Source organism: Pseudorhodoplanes sp., assembly GCF_035565795.1.
Taxonomy (GTDB): domain Bacteria; phylum Pseudomonadota; class Alphaproteobacteria; order Rhizobiales; family Xanthobacteraceae; genus Pseudorhodoplanes.
The window spans coordinates 1-17,135 of sequence record NZ_DATMRV010000009.1; the positions used below are offsets into that span (position 1 = coordinate 1).

Annotated in this window: 20 protein-coding genes; 8 read left to right on the forward strand and 12 right to left on the reverse strand. The window is 62.0% G+C overall.

Annotated features, from left to right (window positions below; translation table 11 throughout):
- Window positions 1-326 (forward strand): hypothetical protein (locus VNZ93_RS00605; RefSeq protein ID WP_325698570.1); only part of this gene is annotated, 326 nt, incomplete at its 5' end.
- A gap of 77 nt (window positions 327-403) precedes the next feature.
- Here the strand turns inward: VNZ93_RS00605 and hemN are convergent.
- The 10 genes from hemN to ccoN form a co-directional block, all read right to left on the reverse strand.
- Window positions 404-1,723: an oxygen-independent coproporphyrinogen III oxidase gene (hemN, locus tag VNZ93_RS00610; RefSeq protein ID WP_325698573.1), complete on the reverse strand. Its 1,320-nt coding sequence runs from the start codon at window positions 1,721-1,723 to the stop codon at window positions 404-406.
- A 36-nt stretch (window positions 1,724-1,759) separates the two neighbouring features.
- On the reverse strand, window positions 1,760-2,587 hold the full coding sequence (locus VNZ93_RS00615; RefSeq protein WP_325698576.1) for a universal stress protein: 828 nt from the start codon (window positions 2,585-2,587) through the stop codon (window positions 1,760-1,762).
- Between the two features lie 64 nt (window positions 2,588-2,651).
- Entirely contained in the window at window positions 2,652-2,831 is a 180-nt protein-coding gene (gene ccoS, locus VNZ93_RS00620) for a cbb3-type cytochrome oxidase assembly protein CcoS (RefSeq protein ID WP_325698579.1), read from the reverse strand.
- Complete coding sequence (locus tag VNZ93_RS00625) at window positions 2,828-5,008, reverse strand: heavy metal translocating P-type ATPase (RefSeq protein WP_325698581.1); 2,181 nt, start codon at window positions 5,006-5,008, stop codon at window positions 2,828-2,830. The genes ccoS and VNZ93_RS00625 overlap by 4 nt, the downstream gene beginning before the upstream one ends.
- Window positions 5,009-5,070: 62 nt before the next feature.
- The gene (locus VNZ93_RS00630; RefSeq protein WP_325698584.1) at window positions 5,071-5,574 is read right to left on the reverse strand and encodes a FixH family protein; all 504 of its coding nucleotides are present in this window, start codon (window positions 5,572-5,574) and stop codon (window positions 5,071-5,073) included.
- The gene (gene ccoG, locus VNZ93_RS00635; RefSeq protein WP_325698587.1) at window positions 5,571-7,094 is read right to left on the reverse strand and encodes a cytochrome c oxidase accessory protein CcoG; all 1,524 of its coding nucleotides are present in this window, start codon (window positions 7,092-7,094) and stop codon (window positions 5,571-5,573) included. Before ccoG ends, VNZ93_RS00630 begins: the two co-directional genes overlap by 4 nt.
- A gap of 5 nt (window positions 7,095-7,099) precedes the next feature.
- On the reverse strand, window positions 7,100-7,978 hold the full coding sequence (ccoP, locus tag VNZ93_RS00640) for a cytochrome-c oxidase, cbb3-type subunit III (RefSeq protein ID WP_325698590.1): 879 nt from the start codon (window positions 7,976-7,978) through the stop codon (window positions 7,100-7,102).
- Between the two features lie 3 nt (window positions 7,979-7,981).
- Window positions 7,982-8,137: a cbb3-type cytochrome c oxidase subunit 3 gene (locus VNZ93_RS00645; RefSeq protein WP_325698593.1), complete on the reverse strand. Its 156-nt coding sequence runs from the start codon at window positions 8,135-8,137 to the stop codon at window positions 7,982-7,984.
- Between the two features lie 21 nt (window positions 8,138-8,158).
- On the reverse strand, window positions 8,159-8,893 hold the full coding sequence (gene ccoO / locus VNZ93_RS00650; RefSeq protein WP_325698596.1) for a cytochrome-c oxidase, cbb3-type subunit II: 735 nt from the start codon (window positions 8,891-8,893) through the stop codon (window positions 8,159-8,161).
- 7 nt (window positions 8,894-8,900) lie between these two features.
- Complete coding sequence (gene ccoN, locus VNZ93_RS00655) at window positions 8,901-10,565, reverse strand: cytochrome-c oxidase, cbb3-type subunit I (protein WP_325698598.1); 1,665 nt, start codon at window positions 10,563-10,565, stop codon at window positions 8,901-8,903.
- Window positions 10,566-10,741: 176 nt separating this feature from the next.
- Between ccoN and VNZ93_RS00660 the strand changes: the two genes are divergently transcribed.
- The gene (locus tag VNZ93_RS00660) at window positions 10,742-11,152 is read left to right on the forward strand and encodes a DUF6455 family protein (protein WP_325698601.1); all 411 of its coding nucleotides are present in this window, start codon (window positions 10,742-10,744) and stop codon (window positions 11,150-11,152) included.
- Between the two features lie 53 nt (window positions 11,153-11,205).
- On the forward strand, window positions 11,206-11,481 hold the full coding sequence (locus VNZ93_RS00665; RefSeq protein ID WP_325698604.1) for a cytochrome c: 276 nt from the start codon (window positions 11,206-11,208) through the stop codon (window positions 11,479-11,481).
- A 96-nt stretch (window positions 11,482-11,577) separates the two neighbouring features.
- Here the strand turns inward: VNZ93_RS00665 and VNZ93_RS00670 are convergent, their stop codons facing one another.
- Together VNZ93_RS00670 and VNZ93_RS00675 are read right to left on the reverse strand one after the other, a co-directional pair.
- Window positions 11,578-11,970, reverse strand: a complete 393-nt coding sequence (locus VNZ93_RS00670) for a hypothetical protein (RefSeq protein WP_325698607.1) — start codon at window positions 11,968-11,970, stop codon at window positions 11,578-11,580.
- A gap of 22 nt (window positions 11,971-11,992) precedes the next feature.
- Window positions 11,993-12,886: a helix-turn-helix domain-containing protein gene (locus tag VNZ93_RS00675; RefSeq protein WP_325698609.1), complete on the reverse strand. Its 894-nt coding sequence runs from the start codon at window positions 12,884-12,886 to the stop codon at window positions 11,993-11,995.
- On the opposite strand from VNZ93_RS00675, the gene VNZ93_RS00680 reads away from it, so the two are divergent.
- The 5 genes from VNZ93_RS00680 to VNZ93_RS00700 all read left to right on the forward strand — a co-directional run.
- The gene (locus VNZ93_RS00680) at window positions 12,831-14,297 is read left to right on the forward strand and encodes a sensor histidine kinase (protein ID WP_414709939.1); all 1,467 of its coding nucleotides are present in this window, start codon (window positions 12,831-12,833) and stop codon (window positions 14,295-14,297) included. The two genes, VNZ93_RS00675 and VNZ93_RS00680, sit on opposite strands and share 56 nt — an antisense overlap.
- Entirely contained in the window at window positions 14,290-14,901 is a 612-nt protein-coding gene (fixJ, locus tag VNZ93_RS00685) for a response regulator FixJ (RefSeq protein ID WP_325698613.1), read from the forward strand. Before VNZ93_RS00680 ends, fixJ begins: the two co-directional genes overlap by 8 nt.
- Before the next feature lie 419 nt (window positions 14,902-15,320).
- On the forward strand, window positions 15,321-15,908 hold the full coding sequence (locus VNZ93_RS00690) for a UbiX family flavin prenyltransferase (protein ID WP_325698615.1): 588 nt from the start codon (window positions 15,321-15,323) through the stop codon (window positions 15,906-15,908).
- An 8-nt stretch (window positions 15,909-15,916) separates the two neighbouring features.
- The gene (locus tag VNZ93_RS00695) at window positions 15,917-16,423 is read left to right on the forward strand and encodes a TIGR02444 family protein (RefSeq protein ID WP_325698617.1); all 507 of its coding nucleotides are present in this window, start codon (window positions 15,917-15,919) and stop codon (window positions 16,421-16,423) included.
- Window positions 16,424-16,490: 67 nt separating this feature from the next.
- Window positions 16,491-17,135, forward strand: a 645-nt coding sequence (locus tag VNZ93_RS00700) for a hypothetical protein (protein ID WP_325698619.1), incomplete at its 3' end; no start/stop codon positions are given.

Here is a 17,135-nt window from a genome sequence, read left to right on the forward strand (position 1 = left end):
GAGAGTTGAACACATGTGTGTCCAGCTCATTTAAGGCCAGCACCGCGTTCAGCATGCTCGGCACGTCCCCCAGAATGGGAGCTTCCCCTCTCGTGTTGTACGGTTCGTGGCAGCAATTTTTGATGGCTGGTCCGGCGCTGAGCCACAATCGCCACGATCTTTGCCTCTCGCACCATATGGGCAGGGCCGAATACGGTCAACGAACCCTTAAAACGCGGCTCAAAACAGACAAAATATGGTTACGTGTGGGGTATTTATGCACCACTTGGGCGTGTTTTTTACACATTCGCGTCTGTGAATTTGCGGCGGCGGAGAGCGTAACCTGACAAAACGCGGCGGCACTGGCCACGGTCGGTCCCTCGCGGGCGCGAATCGCGCGCTCAAGAGCCTCGCTCGCCCGAGATCACACGGCAGCGGAATGCCGTGTCTGGTTCGCTGGCGGGTAGGCGTCGAAAGTAGCGGCGATCAGGCGCGCAAAACTTCGCCCGGCTTCGAGAATAACGACCTGTCCGCCATTGATCGCCACAAGCCCCGCATCGACGAACGGTCGCAATGCGGAGATTTCGCTGCGGAAAGCCTCCGATGGCGCAAGAGCTCCGAGATCAACACGAAGGTCACACAGCAGGCGCTCGATAATGAGGCCCCGCAACGCGTCGTCCGCTGTGAGTTCGATGCCCTTTGCCGTCGGCAACCGGCTTGAGGCTATCGCTCGTTCGTAACCCGCCGTGTCGGATGCATTTTGCGCGTAGCCTGACGGCGTCCGGCTGATCGCAGAGGCGCCGAAGCCGATCAGTGCATCGGCCTGATCGGCGGTGTAGCCCTGAAAGTTGCGGTGCAATTTGCCGCCTTCGGCCGCGATCGCGAGCGGATCGCATGGGTCCGCGAAATGATCGAGCCCGATCGCGCGATACCCGTGCCCGGTCAGAACGTTTTCGGCGATGCGAGCCTGTGCAAGGCGATCCTCATGACCGGGCAACAGCGCGGCGTCGATCAGGCGCTGGTTCTTCTTCAGCCAGGGGACATGCGCATATCCGAACAGCGCAATGCGGCCGGGCTGCAGCGAGGCCGCGAGGTCGGCATTGAGCGCGACGCTCGCCGCGCTCTGCCGGGGCAACCCATACATCAGGTCGATGTTGATGCCGTCGATGCCGGCGTTACGGTAAGCATCGATGCAGCGACGGACAACCTCGAAAGGCTGCACGCGTCCGATTGCGCGCTGAACCTCAGACGAGAAATCCTGCACGCCGAAGCTGGCGCGATTGACGCCAAGATGCGCGAGGGCCTCGGCGAGCGATGGATTGGCGTGACGCGGATCGATTTCGATCGCATGTTCGCGCAGTTCGGTCAGATCGAAAAGACGCGCAAGCCGGTCCATGACGGTCTGAAATCCGCTCTCGCCAAGCGTGGATGGCGTGCCGCCACCCCAATGCAGGTGCGCGACTCTTCGGCTGCCGAGATGGGATGCAGTGAGTTCGATCTCGGCGATGAGGCTGCGGAGATAGCGATCCACCGGCTCGCGCTTGCGGACCGCCTTGGTGTTGCAGCCGCAATAGAGACAAAGCTCCGCGCAGAACGGGACGTGCAGATAAAGCGACAGCGTTGCGTCGGCCGGCAGGGCCGAAAGCCAGGCTGCGTAACGTTCCGATCCGATGCGCGCATTGAAGTGCGGCGCGGTCGGGTAGGACGTGTAGCGCGGGACATTGACCGCCGCGAAATGCAACAACGAAGGATGTCCGCTGGCCTGCATGGGATTGCCGGGCTAGTGCGACATCAGGGTCGGCAGCGGCATGCTCGACAGGATTTGTCGGGTCGCCCCACCAAGCAGGAATTCGCGCCAGCGCGAGTGGCCGTAGCCGCCCATCACCAGGAAATCCGCTCCGCTGTCGGCAGCGCAGGAAAGGATCGCATTGCCGACATCGAGGTCGGTCGATGTGATCCGCTGAAGTGTGACGTTCAGTTTGTGGCGCGCGAGGTGCTTCGCCATATCGGCTCCGGCTTCCTCACGGGGGCCTTCGCTTCCGGTGGCGACAATCAGGAGTTCGACCTTTTTGGCCTTGGTGAGAAACGGCATTGCGTCGCTGATGGCGCGCGCGGCCTTCGCGCTCCCGTCCCAGCAGCAGACGACGTGGTCAAGCTTCACGGGCTCGGTCTGGATATAGGGGACCACCAGCACCGGCCGGCCTGAACCGAACAGGGCGGATTCCACGAACAGGTCGTCGGCGTTGTTGCTGTCCGGATCCGGCTGCGTCACCACAGACAGGTCGAAAGCGCGTGCGATCTGCCCGAAGCGGGTTGCCGCATCGGCAACGAGCGCGGTGATCATGCGCTTGTCGGATAATACGCCTTGTTTCCGTGTGGCGGCATCGAAGCGTTCGATAGCGCCTTTCGCCTGCTGTTGCGCTTCAGCAATCGCGTTGTCGATTACATCAGCCGCAATGCCTCCCATGACGCTGGCCGGGATCGCGGGCTCGAGTGCGAAAGCAATGCCGGTCAGATGCGCGCCGAAAAGGCTTGCGAGCGAAATGGCGTAATCCGCGGCCGGATCCTTCTGCTGTAGCGAAAGGTTTACGACGATATCCCGCAGCATGAGCAAGCTCCTCTCCGCATATCCCGAATATGGGCCACGGAGGCGGCGCTCGCGTTGACGCATGTCAACCGGCTGAAGCGTCGTCCTTGGGCTTGCCCTCGGGAAGGTCGTCATCCTGCAGGACCCGCAGCGCGGCGCCCTCGAGGTCCTCATACTGACCTGACCGCAACGACCACAGGAACGCGGCGAGGCCTGTGAGGCCAAGCCCGAGCGCCATGGGAACGAGGTAGACCAGTACGTTCATGTCGGTCGAACCGCAGGGGTCACGGGCAATGCGATCTCTGAATCCTTGTCGAAACCGGACTTGCGGGGCAGGCGAGCGCGCAAGGCGTTGACGGTCACGAGGATGGACGAGCCCGACATCGCCACGGCCGCAATCAGGGGCGTTACCAGCCCTGCGATGGCGATCGGGATGGCAATCGCATTGTAGACGATCGCAAGCCAGAGGTTCTGCCGCATGATCGATCGCGCGCGCCGCGCGGCCTGCACCGTCGAGAGGACCGGCGTCAGGCTTTTGCCAAGAAACACGGCGTCGGCCTGCGCCTGCGACAGATCCGCGGCGGTGATCGGAGAGATCGAGACGCTGGCGGCTGCGAGCGACGGTGCATCATTGAGACCGTCGCCGACCATCAGGACCTTGCGGCCGTCGCGCTTCCACTCCTCGACCAATGCAACTTTGTCTGCAGGCGTCAGCCCGGCGCGCCAGTTCGTGACACCGAGTGATTTCGCAATCGGCTCGACCGCTTCCGTGCGATCGCCCGAGAGGATGCGGACATCGATCCCGAGCTGTTTGAGTTCGCGAACGGTTTCGACGGCGTCCGGTCGCAGAGCCTGATGAATGATAAAGACGGCCTCGCGTTCGCCATGACGGAAGCAGATCAGCGAGGCGCCGAGGTGGCGAGAGAGCAGATCGGCCGGCACGTCGACCGCGCAGAAGGACGGGCTGCCAAGCCGCGCTTCGATGCCTTCGACCAGGACGCGCACGCCGCGGCCATACTCCTCGGTGACCCCGTCCAGCGGCTGTGCGCCGGGCTGCTGGCGGGCGATGGCGCTTGCGAGGGGATGACGGCTGGAGAGGGCGATCTGTCCGGCGAGGGCGAGAACGCCGGCGTCGATATCTGCCGCGTTGATGACGTGCGGTTCCGGCAGGGTGAGCGTGCCGGTCTTGTCGAAGACGGCGACGTCGGCCTCGGCCAGCCGTTCGATGGCGTCGCCTGCGCTGAGGAATACGCCAGCGCGGAACAGGGCGCTGGCTGCCACCACCTGAACCGCAGGGATCGCCAGCGCCAGCGCGCAGGGGCACGTAATGATGAGGACCGTGATCGCCGTGACGATTGCCACATGGGTCGATTGTCCGGCCAGCATCCAGCCGATGAAGGTGAGCGCGGCCATGGCGTGAACCACGGGCGCATAATAGCTCGCGATGCGATCGCTCAGTTTGACGTAGCGCGATCTGGCAACGACCGCCTTGTCGAGCAGGCGGTCGATGTCGTCGAGGAAGGTGTTCTCACCGGCCGCGGTGACGCGAACCGTCAGCGCGCCATCGAGATTGATGCTCCCGGCATAGACCTGCCGACCTTCGCGAACCTTGTCTGGCCTGGTCTCGCCGGTGATCAGGCTTTCGTCGAGATGGGCATGGCCGCTGACAACGACACCGTCGGCTGCGATCCGTTCACCGGCGCGAACAAGAATGCGGTCGCCGACCCGCAAGGCGGCCGCCGGCACCTGCGCAAGTTCGCCATTATCCATCAGCCGGAAGGCGGTATCGGATTTCAGCGCGGCAAGATTGCCTGCGACGGCGCGTGTCCGGCGTCGCATCATCTGATCGAGCACGCGTCCGCACAACAGGAAGAAGATCAGCATGATCGCGGAGTCGAAATAGGCATGCTCGGCCGAGTGAATGGTCTCGAAAAGCGACAAGCCGAGCGCCAGCAGAATTCCGATCGAAATCGGGACGTCCATATTGGTGTGACGCGCTTTCAGAGCATTCCAGGCGCTGCGGAAGAAGGGTTGTCCCGCGTAAGCCGCTGCGGGCAGGGCGATCGCGGCGGACAGCCAATGGAACAGGTCTCGCGTTTCCGGCGTGATGTCGGTGACGTTTCCGGACCAGACGGACACCGACAGAAGCATGATGTTCATCGCCGCAAATCCCGACACCGCGAGACAGCGCATCAGGAATTTCGACTGGGCGATTTCGCTTTCCTCGTTTGACGCCAGCCGGAAGGGATTGGCGTTGTAACCCATTCGCTCCAGGATGCGGATCGCGTCGCCCGGATCGAAGTTTGGGTCATTCCAGGTGAGGGTCAGGCGGCGGTTGCTGAAATTCAGGCGTGCCTCGGTCAGCCCTTCGATGTCTTTCAGTGACCGCTCGATGCGGCCGATACATCCACCGCAATGGATGCCGTCGACGACGACATCCATCGTCGCCGCGCCATCAGCCGCGCGCCGGGTAAAATGTGAGTAATCGACTTGCCTGTTTCCGATCATTTCAACACCACGCGGCTTCTGGTGCGGTAGACGCGGTCGCCGTTGCGCATCACCTCGAGAATCAGGGTCCATTGCCCGGCGGTCGCTTCGGTGGTTCCGCGGAAGCCGCCGTCAGCCATGCGCGTGAGAGCTATGTCGTGGTCGAGCCGCGTATTGAGAGGATGGGCGAGGCGTGCGGACATCGCGATGCCGGACACCGGCACCTTGTTCTTGTCCCGGATATCGACGGAGAGGACCGCTTCGCCCGAAGCGTCGCGGACGATGCGGCCTTCGACCTGCCAGTTGAGCGCATCCTGCGCCGCGGCTGCTGCTTCTTCCTGGTTATAGGCGAGCCCCGCCTTGTAGGCGGAGGCCGTCTCCGTGCCGGCAAATGTCGTGACTGCGACGCGGATCATGATGGCATTCACAGCGGCGACGACGGCGAAAAAGCCCACGAAGCAGATCAGCACGTGTTTTCCGGTCAATTGGCGCGCTGCCGTGGTGTTGGTATTTGCGTTCATTTCTGACGCTCCGGTGCGCGGAAGTGGTCGCGTGCTTGCGCCCACTCGCGGGATTCGAGATCGAGGACGTGGAAGACGATCGGAGAAGACGCGAGCGGGGCGTATTCGTAGTTGCTGACCAGTATCCGGAATTCGCGCGACTGGTCCGGGCCGACCTCGACATTGTGCGCTGCGCCGAGTGGAAGCCCGACAATTTCGACGACGGCCGCAGGCACGCCCGTTACCGAGACTGCGAAGCGCCGCGGCTCGAGCCGCTTGTTCAGAATCCGCATGGTGAAACCGTTGCGGATCGAACCGTCGGCCATCCGCACGAAGACCGGGTTGCGGTCGTGGATGACGCTGACCTCAAAAGCATGCCGGGTGAGCAATGCATACAGCATGATCCCGCCAACGGCGGCGATGATCAGCGCATACATGACGGTACGCGTGCGCACCATCTTCTGAACGGGAGGCTCGCCCGCGATGCGTCGCTCGAGGTTGACCTGGCTGTCATATCCGATCAGCCGCTTCGGCCGGCCGATCTTCTCCATGATGTTGTCGCATGCATCGATGCAAAGCCCGCACTGGATGCATTCAAGCTGGGCGCCGTTGCGGATGTCGATACCGGTCGGGCAGACATTCACGCATTGCCGGCAATCGATGCAGTCGCCTGCGGGCAGGCCTTCGAGGCGCAACTGCTCGCTTTTTTTCACCGACGCGCGCGGTTCGCCGCGGTCGTAGCGATAGGTGACATTGAGCGCGTATTCGTCGGTCAAAGCGGCCTGAATGCGCGGCCACGGGCACATATAGGTGCAAACCTGCTCGCGCATGTGACCGGCGAGCGTATAGGTGGTCGCGGTCAGGAGCGCGATCCAGCCATAGGCGATCAGCGGCGCGTGACCGGTGGCAAGATCCCTCACCAGCGTCGGCGCGTCGGCGAAATAGAGCACCCAGGCGCCGCCGGTCCACCATGCGACGACGAGCCAGAGCGCATGCTTTCCGGCCTTGCGGGCGACGCGTTCCGCGGTCCAGGGGCCCGCGTCGCGGATCATGTGCTCGCGCCGGTCGCCTTCGAAGAAGCGTTCGATCGCGAAGAAAAGATCGGTCCAGACCGTCTGCGGGCAGAGATAGCCGCACCAGACGCGCCCCGCGACGGCGTTCATCAGGAACAGCACCATCGCTGCAATGATGAGGAGGCCGGTAAAGAAGTAGATTTCCTGCGGCCAGATCTCGATGAAGAAGAAATAGAAGCGGCGGCCCGGGAAGTCGATCAGAACGGCCTGATCGGGCGCGTCCGGGCCCCTGTTCCAGCGCACGAAGGGCAGGAAGTAGTAGATTCCGAGCGTAGCGAGGAGAACCGCCCATTTGATGCGGCGGAACGTGCCATGCACGCTTTGCGGATAGATCTTCCGGCGCGCTGCATAAAGCGGCTGCTCGGCATCGGGCGTGTCATCGGGAGCAGGCTGAGGGCCGTTGCCGGACGGGACCGGAGCGGCCTTCGCCTCGCTGTTCTTTCGATGATCGATGACGAGCTCAACCATGGTGCCTACTTCTGGCCGCCACCCAGCGTGTGCACGTACACTGTCAGCGACTTGATTGTGGTGTCGTCGAGGCGTGGAGCCCATGCCGGCATCACGGCTCCGCGACCATTGATCAGGCCCTCGATGATCGTGTTGCGGTCCGGCCCGTAAAGCCAGATCTGGTCGGTGAGGTCGGGAGCGCCGATCTCTCGGTTGCCCTTTCCAGCATCGCCGTGGCACGCGACGCAATTGTCGGCGAAGATCTTCTTGCCTTTGGCAAGGTCCGCGCCTTGTGCCGTTGGCAGACCGGCCTGCGCCAGCACGTAGTCCGTGACGTTCTCGATATCCTGGCGCGACAGAAGCTTGTCACGACCGAAGGCCGGCATCGATCCCTGACGCGTCTTGTCGTCGGTCGACCGGATACCGTGCCGGATCGTCAACGCGATATCGTCGAGCTTGCCACCCCATAGCCAATCGTCATCGTTGAGATTGGGATAGCCCTTGGCACCGCCGCCACCGGCGCCGTGACACGGAGCGCAATTGTCGGCGAAGGCCGTACGGCCCTGTGCGCGTGCGAAGTCGAGCATCTGCTGATCGCCGAGAATCTGCTCGAGCGAGGACGCAGCGATCCGGTCCGACATCGCGGCACGCTTGGTGTGTAGTGCTGCAAGGTCTTCGCGCAGAGCGGCGCGCGAGTTCCAGCCAAACGCACCCTGCGTATAGGTCGTGAGCAAAGGCCACGCCGGATAGACGATCCAGTAGCCGATCGACCAGATGATGGTGAGGTAGAACAGCCACAGCCACCAGCGCGGCAGCGGATTGTTCAACTCCCTGATGCCGTCCCATTCATGGCCGGTTGTTTCGACGCCGGTAATTGCATCGACTTCGCTCTTGTGCTGGGCCATGTCTCAGTCCTCCCGCAGGGGCATACGCGCGGCCTCGTCGAACTTCTCTTTGTTCGACGGCCAGAACGCGTAGACGACAACGAGCAGGAACACCGTCACGAAGTAGACGAGGCCCCAGGTTTGCGCGAATTCGGCGAGGGTCTTGTAGGTTTCGGACATGGCGAGTTTCTCTGGGGCGTCTCAGCGAATATTGGCTTTGTTGTCGTAAAGCTTGAAATTGACCTGGGTGCCGAGCATCTGCAGGTACGCGATCAGCGCATCGGCTTCCGAGATTGCGCCCGGATTGCCGTCGTAATCGCGGCCCTGTGCGTTCGGATATCGCTTCTGCAAGGCGTCGGCGTCGGGATGGTCGGCAACCGCTTGCGCGCGCAGATCGGCGACGGCGTTCGCGATCATCTCGTCGGAGTAGGGAACGCCGAGCGCGGACTGCACCTTCAGGTCGTTCGCGATGTATTTGTAGTCGAGTTCGGTGCGCGCGAGCCAGGGATAGGCCGGCATCACGGTGCCGGGGACGACCGACTTCGGCGCATTCAGATGGTCCCGGTGCCATTCGTCGGAGTATTTTCCGCCGACGCGTGCGAGGTCCGGGCCGGTACGCTTCGAGCCCCACTGGAACGGCCGGTCGTACATGCTTTCGGCCGCGAGCGAGTAATGCCCGTAGCGTTCGATCTCGTCGCGCAACGGGCGGATCATCTGCGAATGGCAGTTGTAGCAACCCTCGCGCACATAGATGTTGCGACCGGCCAGTTCGAGCGGGGTGTACGGGCGAACGCCTGACACCTTCTCGATCGTGCTCTTGAGATAGAAGAGCGGCACGATCTCAACCAGGCCGCCGATCGAGATGACGATCAGGATGCCGATCAGGAGGATGATCGAGTTCTTCTCGAAGATGGCGTGTTTTGTCCAGAGAGACATGTGTCGATTACTCCGCCGGGACGAGCGCAGCGGATCCGGTCCGCCGGGCCGCTTCTTCTTCAGGAGAAGCGATCGTCATCCAGATGTTGAAGGCCATGATCAGTGCGCCGGCGAGGAACAGGATGCCGCCCAGCGCGCGGATCACATAGAAGGGGTGCATGGCCTCGACGGTCTCGATGAAGGAATATTCGAGGAAACCGAGGCTGGTATAGGCGCGCCACATCAGGCCCTGCAGGATACCCGAGACCCACATCGCAGAGATGTAGAGCACGATGCCGATGGTCGAGATCCAGAAGTGCCAGTTGACGAGCTTGAGCGAATAAAGCTCGCGCTTGTGCCAGAGCCACGGCACGAGACAGTAGATCGCGCCGAAGGACACATATCCGACCCAGCCGAGCGCGCCGGAATGCACGTGTCCGATCGTCCAGTCCGTATAATGCGAGAGCGAGTTGACCGACTTGATTGACATGAGCGGACCTTCGAAGGTCGACATGCCGTAGAAAGCCACCGACACCACCATCATGCGCAGGACCGGATCGGTGCGCAGCTTGTCCCACGCGCCGGACAGCGTCATCAGACCGTTGATCATGCCGCCCCATGACGGCATCCACAGCATGATCGAGAAGGTCATGCCGAGCGTCTGCGCCCAGTCGGGCAGGGCGGTGTAATGCAGATGATGCGGGCCGGCCCAGATGTAGAGGAAGATCAGGCCCCAGAAGTGGATGATCGAGAGCCGGTAGGAATAGACCGGCCGATCCGCGCGCTTCGGGATGAAGTAATACATGATCGCGAGGAAGCCGGCGGTGAGGAAGAAGCCGACGGCGTTGTGGCCATACCACCACTGCACCATGGCATCCTGCACGCCGGACCAGACGATGTACGACTTCGGTGAGAAGACCGAAACCGGGATGGCCGCATTGTTGCCGAGATGCAGGACCGCGATCGTGACAATGAAGGCGAGATAGAACCAGTTGGCGACATAGATGTGCGGCTCGGCGCGCCGCATGATGGTCACAAGGAACACCATCAGGTACGCGACCCACACGATCGTGAGCCAGAGGTCCGCGTACCATTCCGGTTCCGCATATTCCTTGCTTTGGGTGATGCCGAGCAGATAGCCGGTGCCGGCGATCACGATGAAGAAGTTGTAGCCCAGCACTACGAACCAGGGCGCAAGGTCGCCCGCGAGACGTGCACGACAGGTCCGCTGCACGACGTAGAACGATGTGCCGATCAGGACGTTGCCGCCGAATGCGAAGATCACCGCCGATGTATGCAGCGGCCGGATACGTCCGAAGGATAGCCACGGGAGGTCGAAGTTGAGCACCGGGAAGGCGAGTTCGAGCGCCGCCCATACACCGACGGTGAATCCTGCGATGCCCCAGAAAACGGCGGCGATGGTGGCGAACTTCACCGGCCCCATATTGTAGTTCGGTTTGCCGTCGATGGTCAGGGGCGTGGGCCCGGCCGGACGGTTGAAGTATCGCTCGACGATCGCGAACACCGCCGCGGCGCTGCCGGCCGCGAACAGCGCGGCATGGAACGCAAATTCCGGCGTGTGCGCCATCGCGGCGATGAAGAACGTGACGAACGCGGTGAGTGCGAAAGTGAGCGCAAGCGCGCCTTCGCTGAGGCTCATCGACTTGAGAGAGCCGGGATGTGTCTGTGCCATGGAGACCTGCGCTGAACGTCGTTATTCGGCTTGTTGGCTACGAATGACCCGTTGACGTTCGCCCGACGTTGATCGAGGTCAAGCGAGCGCCGTAAATGCTGCATCACGTTGTTGATCAATCGCAAGGCCGATGTTGGAGAAACCTGCGATGCAAGGGCAGCATCAGGAGGTGACCTATGACCACTCAATCGGTCCCGCAAAATTTGGGGTTCTTTCGTTCGATCGGTGATGCGTGGAGCCGCTATCGCAGGCGTCGTGCCGCCGTTGCGGAACTGCAGGCAATTGGCAACGCGGAGCTCGAGCGCATTGTGCAGGATGCCGGTCTGACGTTCGGCGATGTGCTTGAGTTGGCAAAGACGTCTGGTGAGTCTGCGGCATTACTCTACCGGCGACTCGAGCAGGCCGGCATCGAGCCGCGCTCACTCGATTCGGCTATCTTGCGCGACATGCAGCGGTGCTGCTCGTTCTGTACGAGCAAGTCGCAATGCGCACATGAACTGGAAGACACGCCGAAAGCCGCGAGCTGGCCGGACTACTGCCCCAACCAGTTTACGATCGAAGCGCTGGGCGCTGCGAAATGCCATTGAGGTCGCGCGTTCAAGCCGCACTGACGGCTCTGGCTGGGGCGGCCATTGTCACGATGGCCTTTCAATCCCCTTTGCAGGCGCAAAGTGCGCAGCGCGGTGTCGTGATTGCGCGAACCTACTGCGTGAACTGCCATTCCATCGACAAGCTCAGTCCGAGCCCGCTGAAGGATGCGCCGCCGTTCCGTGACCTGCACAAGAAATACCCGGTCGAGAGCTTGCAGGAAGCGTTGGCCGAAGGAATTGTCACCGGTCACCCAAGCATGCCCGAATTCAGTTTCGATACCGGCCAGATCGCCGACTTCATTGCCTTCCTGAATTCGCTCAAGTGAGCGTCCGGCATCCGTCACGCAGACGAAAAAGAGCGGCTGCTTGGCCGCTCTTTCTCAAACATCAAAGACGCATACACGGATCGAGGGCTTCGGGAGTCAGATCGGCTCTACCGAAATCACACGATAAGTGTGGGTCGCCTCAGCCTCGCGAACCGAGACATACTCACCGACTTGGAACCGCTCCTGTTCGAAGTGGTATCCGGACTCGTCGTCTTCATCGCCGCGAATGTCGTAGCGGAACGCCCAGCTTCCGCCCGGTCGGTGCACGAGATGTCCGATGTCGTCATCTTCTCCCGAACGGAAGCGGACGACACGGCACGCGTCACGATGCTCTTTCCACGCGTCCGCGTCGAGCCGGCGATCTGCGTCCAGCGGCGCGACGATGATGTAGCCGCGTCCCGCGCTGCCGGCGGGATGACCTTTCTCGCGCGCCAGCTCCAGCCGGATCTTGCGAAATGTCCGCGGTAACGTGCCGGTTCGAGAGGTCATGACGGCACCCATGATGTCACCCTCAGGAGTCGAGATTGATCAGAGCTTGCCGGTTGCGAAGAATCATCCGCCGGGAACTGGCCAATTCGATGGCGGAGGTCTGCTGGAATTGGGTGAGCGTCCGGGACACGGTCTCGATCGTCAGGCCGAGATAGTCCGCGATGTCCTGACGCGACATGGGCAGTTCGACAGCTTCCCCGGCGAGGCGATTTGAAATGTCGATCAGGAAGGACGCCACACGCTCCTGCGCGGTCTTGACCAGGAGCATGGCGTGACGACGCGCCTTTTCCAGTTCGTGGGCCGTATGCATCCAGAGACGGTGCGACACGGTCGGATCTTTCGCGGCCGCCGCCGTCAGGGTCGAGCGCCGGACGACGGCGATCGTGGATGCCGATACGGCCTCTGCCGACGAAGCGTGGCGGGAGTCCAATTCGAGACCGAAAACGTCACCGGCAAAGTAGAAGGCTTCGATCTGGCGCCGTCCGTCCTGGAGGATCTTGTAGACCCGCACGGTCCCGGTGAGGACCTTGTAGACATATTCGGCAGGTTCGTTCTCGCCGTAGATTTCGACGTCCTTCGCGAAGGACATCCGCGCTCCGGTCAGTTCGACCGAGCCGAACATCGTCTGTGCCGACTGATCCTGTGCGTACGGGAAGTGGGGCGCGCGGCTGAGAATCTGCGATCGGGTGGCGGCCTCGGCGTGCATGGCGTGCTCCTGAAAACGATGTAGACTCGTGTTAAGGGCCGCGGACGCGAGGGAAAATTCGGATATTCCACCTAAGGGAAATCCCGTAGGTGCTTCGCCGAGCCAGGCGAAATAAGTGTGATCCTGTTGTAAATAAATGGAAACTCGCTCAGCTATGCCCGCCGCAGGCTCCCGGACATGGATTGTTTTCGGGCTCTCCGCTGTGGTCATCGCAGCGGTTTTGATCGCTCGTGCAACGGTCTTTCCGGAGGTCGACGGGGCGTCGGCCTATCTCGTTCTGGTTCCGGTGGTGCTCGTGGTCAGCGCTATCGGCGGACCGCTCCCGGGTTGTGTCGCGACCGGGATGATCGTCCTGGCCGAGGCCTGGCTTTCCAGCAAGTCATTATCGCGGACCGGCTTCGTGGACGCCGTCGCCTTTCTCGCCATCGGCTTTGGCCTGGCCTGGCTCGGCGGCCGCGTTCAGCGCGCGCGGGAGGCGGTGGAAGCGACAAACCTCGACCTCGTCGCGCGCGAGGCGCACTTGACGTCGATCCTTGAGACGATCCCGGACGCGATGATCGTCATCGACCCGAAGGGCCGCATTCAATCCTTCAGCGTCGCGGCCGAACGCCTGTTCGGCCACAAGGCTTCGGAGGTGCTGGGACGCAACGTCAGCATGTTGATGCCGTCGCCATACCGTGAGGGGCACGACGGCTATCTCGAGCGTTATCTCCGCACCGGCGAGCGACGGATTATCGGGGTCGGCCGGGTTGTCGTTGGCGAACGCAAGGACGGATCGACCTTTCCGATGGAGCTTGCCGTCGGCGAGATGAAATCGAACGACAAGCTGTTTTTCACCGGCTTCATCCGTGATCTGACCGAGCGGCAGAAGACCGAAGGCCGGCTGCAGGAACTGCAGGCCGAGCTCATTCATATCTCGCGCCTGACGGCGATGGGCGAAATGGCCTCAACGCTGGCGCATGAACTCAATCAGCCGCTGTCGGCGATCTCGAACTATCTCAAGGGTGCCCGCAGGATCCTCGACGGAGAGGCCCAGAATGCGCGGTCGCTCGTGGGCGAGGCGCTTGACAAGGCAAGCGAGCAATCGCTGCGCGCCGGGCAGATCATATCAAGGCTTCGCAATTTCGTCGCGCGAGGTGAGGCAGAACGAAAGGTCGAGAGCCTGTCCAAGCTGCTGGAAGAGGCGAGTGCGCTGGCGCTGGTTGGTGCGAAAGATCATGGCGTGAAGGTTCGTTTCGATCTCGATACGAGCAATGATCTGGTCTTCGCAGACAAGGTGCAGATTCAGCAGGTCGTCCTCAATCTGATCCGCAACGCCATCGAGGCGATGTCGGACACGGCGACTCGGCAGCTTGTGATCTCCTCTGCCGCCGACGGCAAACGGATGGTCCGGGTCAGCGTATCGGATACCGGAAGCGGTTTGTCGCCCGAGATCCTGCCGCAGCTTTTTCAGCCCTTCACCACCACAAAGAAGCATGGCATGGGGGTAGGCCTGTCGATTTCGAAGACCATTATCGAGGCGCATGGGGGGCGCCTGTGGGCCGAGAGCAACCCGGGCGGGGGGACGATTTTTCATCTGACCCTCAAACTTGCCGACCGTGAGACCATTCGCGATGCCTGATGCTGATCTTGTTCATGTCATCGATGACGACGAGGCGGTGCGGGACTCGTTGACCTTTCTGCTGCGCGCGGCGGATTTCAATGTGGTCGCGCACCAGTCCGCGACGCATTTTCTGGCGACGCTCCCGCAGGGCATCGAAGGATGCGTGATAACCGATGTGCGTATGCCGGACATGAGCGGGCTCGACCTCCTCAAGCGGTTGCGCGGCTCATCCTGCATGATCCCCGTCATTGTCATGACGGGGCATGGAGACATCCAGCTTGCTGTCGAAGCGATGAAAGCCGGTGCAATCGACTTCCTCGAAAAGCCCTTCGATGACGATCGTGTCCTGACGGCCGTGCGGGCCGCACTCGACGCGAGGCGCGCTCAGGACGAGCGCGCGGGCAAGCGCAGCGAAATAGGGGAGCGGCTGGAAAGTCTGTCCCAGCGGGAGCGGCAGGTTCTTGATGGCCTCGTCGCCGGATTGCCCAACAAGACGATTGCGCACGACCTCGGCATCAGCCCGCGAACGGTCGAAGTCTACCGGGCGAACGTGATGACCAAGATGCAGGCCGGCAGTCTGTCCGAACTGGTCCGTATGGTGCTGCTGGTGCAGCCGTCGTGACGCGTGAACCGCCACGCCGCGGTTGATCTTGATCAAGGCCGGTTTGGCAAAACCGGTCAGTTTTCAGCGATGAATCAAGAGAGGCCCCCGCTAAGACTCTGTCCGCGCTGCAGGATTACCATGCAGGCCGAGCGCTCGACCGTTGCGTCCGATTACGACACTTTTACATGCCTGCGTTGTGACCTTGTCCTGTCCTACAGGCATCCGCAGGGGGATCTCGAGGCTGCCAAACCGGGGCAGGACCGCCGGTAGCTTCCTCTCCATCGGCACTAAAACGCGGCAGCCGCAGGGCCGTCGGCTCGATAAGGCCGCGCGCTTCGTTCGGGCTCCTTGAGCGAGCGGGCCGACCTCGCTAATGACGTGGCCGAGATGCCTTTTGCCGGCGGTACGGCCGCGCGGGTGACACGTCAGGAGCGGTTTTGACGACCAAACGGTTGCTGGTGGGAATCAGCGGAGCGTCCGGCGCGGTCTATGGCATCCGCCTGCTCGAACTCCTGAAAGAGGCCGGCGTCGAGACCCACCTCGTCATCTCGCGGGCCGCGCGTCTGACCCTCGCCTATGAGACCGACATGTCGGTGTCGGATGTCGAGGCACTGGCGACGGTTGTCTATCCGGAGCAGGATGTCGGCGCCGCGTGTTCCAGCGGATCCTTCAGGACGCTCGGGATGATCATTGCGCCCTGTTCGATCAAGACGATGTCGGAGATCGCGAGCGGCACGACCACGAATCTCGTCTCCCGTGCAGCCGATGTCTGTCTCAAGGAGCGCCGCCGCCTCGTGTTGATGCTCCGCGAGACGCCGCTCCATCTCGGTCATATCCGCAGCATGGCCGCGGTGACCGAAGCCGGCGCTATCGTCTATCCGCCGGTGCCGGCATTCTATGCGCGTCCGCAATCGATCGAGGACATGATCGATCACACCCTGGGTCGAGTGCTGGATCTGTTCGATATCGAAGTCGGCACCGTGCGGCGCTGGAGCGGAAAGTCGCGCAAGTCCGACAGCATCTGAGCCGAGCGATGCCGCCGCTTCAGATCGACAATCCGTTCTGGCGATTTTCTTTGCAGGTCTACGGCACCGCCGGTGTTGCGGACGAGTGTATCAGCGTTCAGGACAAGTTAGGCATCGATGTCAATGTCCTGCTGTTCGCGGCATGGCTCGGTGCGGCGCGCGGCGTCGTGATCCGGGACGCGGATATCCAGCGAATCTCCGCGGCGGTTGCGACCTGGTCGGCCGACGTCGTGCAGCCGTTACGGGTGGTGCGGCGCGGATTGAAGCAGAATATGGAGATTGCGGACGTCGCCGTACAGGCGCTGCGCAAGCAGGTCGCCGGGGCGGAATTGTTCGCCGAACAGGTCGAGCAGGCAATGCTTTTCAGAATGGCGGACGATCTTGGAGAAAAGGGCGCAGGATCGGATCACGCGGCACGAGCCAATCTTTCGGTGGTCCTTGCCTCATCCGGTGCGGGCGTCGATCCCTTTCCACTGCCGAAGCTCGTTGCTGCGGTGAGCCTTGCCTGTGGCTGAATTCCTCGCGTCAGCACCACGAAATCTCTGCTATAGCCTGCGCAGGTTGAGCGGGATTCGGAACGGCATGGTCAGGTTACATCGCGCGGTGTTGTTAGCGATCACGGCTGTCGCGCTGCTGGCTCCTTTGCCGCTTCACGCGCAAGCGAATCCGCAAGCTAAGCCGACCGCCGCAAAGGCTGCGAAAGCAGCACCGGCCAGGATCAAGACCGATACGCGCGTCTATCTGCTGCGCGGGCTGCTGAACGTGTTTTCGCTCGGCATGGACCAGCTTCAGGAGCGTCTGGCGCTCATGGGATTCGATGCCGTGGTCGACAATCACAATGCGTGGATCACGATTGCGAACAAGATCGCCGCGGATCACAAAAACGGGCATACCGGCGCGGTCGTTCTGATCGGTCATTCGCTCGGCGCCGACGTTCTCTTTCAGCTTACCGAGCGTCTGGAGAAGGACGGAGTCCCGGTCCGGCTCGCCGTGTTTTTCGATCCGACGATCTCGCACGACATATCGAAGAATGTCGAGCATGTGCTGAACCTGTATCAGCTCAACGGGTTCGGACGAAAAGTGACCGCGCCCAAGGGATACAAGGGTGAGCTCGTCAACATGGACCTGAGCGGCGACGCGAGCATCGGGCACGGCACCATCGACAAGTCGGAAAAACTGCATGACCTTGTGGTTGCAAAGATCATGAAGGTCGCAGTCGGCCCGTCA

Excerpts from the sequence above, each read along its gene's own strand:
- VNZ93_RS00645 (WP_325698593.1), bottom strand. The coding sequence starts at position 8,137 with ATGTCCGAAACCTACAAGACCCTCGCCGAATTCGCGCAAACCTGGGGC.
- ccoS (WP_325698579.1), bottom strand. The coding sequence starts at position 2,831 with ATGAACGTACTGGTCTACCTCGTTCCCATGGCGCTCGGGCTTGGCCTC.
- VNZ93_RS00630 (WP_325698584.1), bottom strand. The coding sequence starts at position 5,574 with ATGAACGCAAATACCAACACCACGGCAGCGCGCCAATTGACCGGAAAA.
- VNZ93_RS00665 (WP_325698604.1), top strand. The coding sequence starts at position 11,206 with ATGGCCTTTCAATCCCCTTTGCAGGCGCAAAGTGCGCAGCGCGGTGTC.
- VNZ93_RS00670 (WP_325698607.1), bottom strand. The coding sequence starts at position 11,970 with ATGACCTCTCGAACCGGCACGTTACCGCGGACATTTCGCAAGATCCGG.
- ccoO (WP_325698596.1), bottom strand. The coding sequence starts at position 8,893 with ATGTCTCTCTGGACAAAACACGCCATCTTCGAGAAGAACTCGATCATC.
- VNZ93_RS00695 (WP_325698617.1), top strand. The coding sequence starts at position 15,917 with ATGCCGCCGCTTCAGATCGACAATCCGTTCTGGCGATTTTCTTTGCAG.
- ccoP (WP_325698590.1), bottom strand. The coding sequence starts at position 7,978 with ATGGCCCAGCACAAGAGCGAAGTCGATGCAATTACCGGCGTCGAAACA.
- VNZ93_RS00680 (WP_414709939.1), top strand. The coding sequence starts at position 12,831 with ATGCCCGCCGCAGGCTCCCGGACATGGATTGTTTTCGGGCTCTCCGCT.
- VNZ93_RS00675 (WP_325698609.1), bottom strand. The coding sequence starts at position 12,886 with ATGACCACAGCGGAGAGCCCGAAAACAATCCATGTCCGGGAGCCTGCG.
- VNZ93_RS00660 (WP_325698601.1), top strand. The coding sequence starts at position 10,742 with ATGACCACTCAATCGGTCCCGCAAAATTTGGGGTTCTTTCGTTCGATC.
- ccoG (WP_325698587.1), bottom strand. The coding sequence starts at position 7,094 with ATGGTTGAGCTCGTCATCGATCATCGAAAGAACAGCGAGGCGAAGGCC.
- VNZ93_RS00625 (WP_325698581.1), bottom strand. The coding sequence starts at position 5,008 with ATGGATGTCGTCGTCGACGGCATCCATTGCGGTGGATGTATCGGCCGC.
- VNZ93_RS00615 (WP_325698576.1), bottom strand. The coding sequence starts at position 2,587 with ATGCTGCGGGATATCGTCGTAAACCTTTCGCTACAGCAGAAGGATCCG.
- ccoN (WP_325698598.1), bottom strand. The coding sequence starts at position 10,565 with ATGGCACAGACACATCCCGGCTCTCTCAAGTCGATGAGCCTCAGCGAA.
- fixJ (WP_325698613.1), top strand. The coding sequence starts at position 14,290 with ATGCCTGATGCTGATCTTGTTCATGTCATCGATGACGACGAGGCGGTG.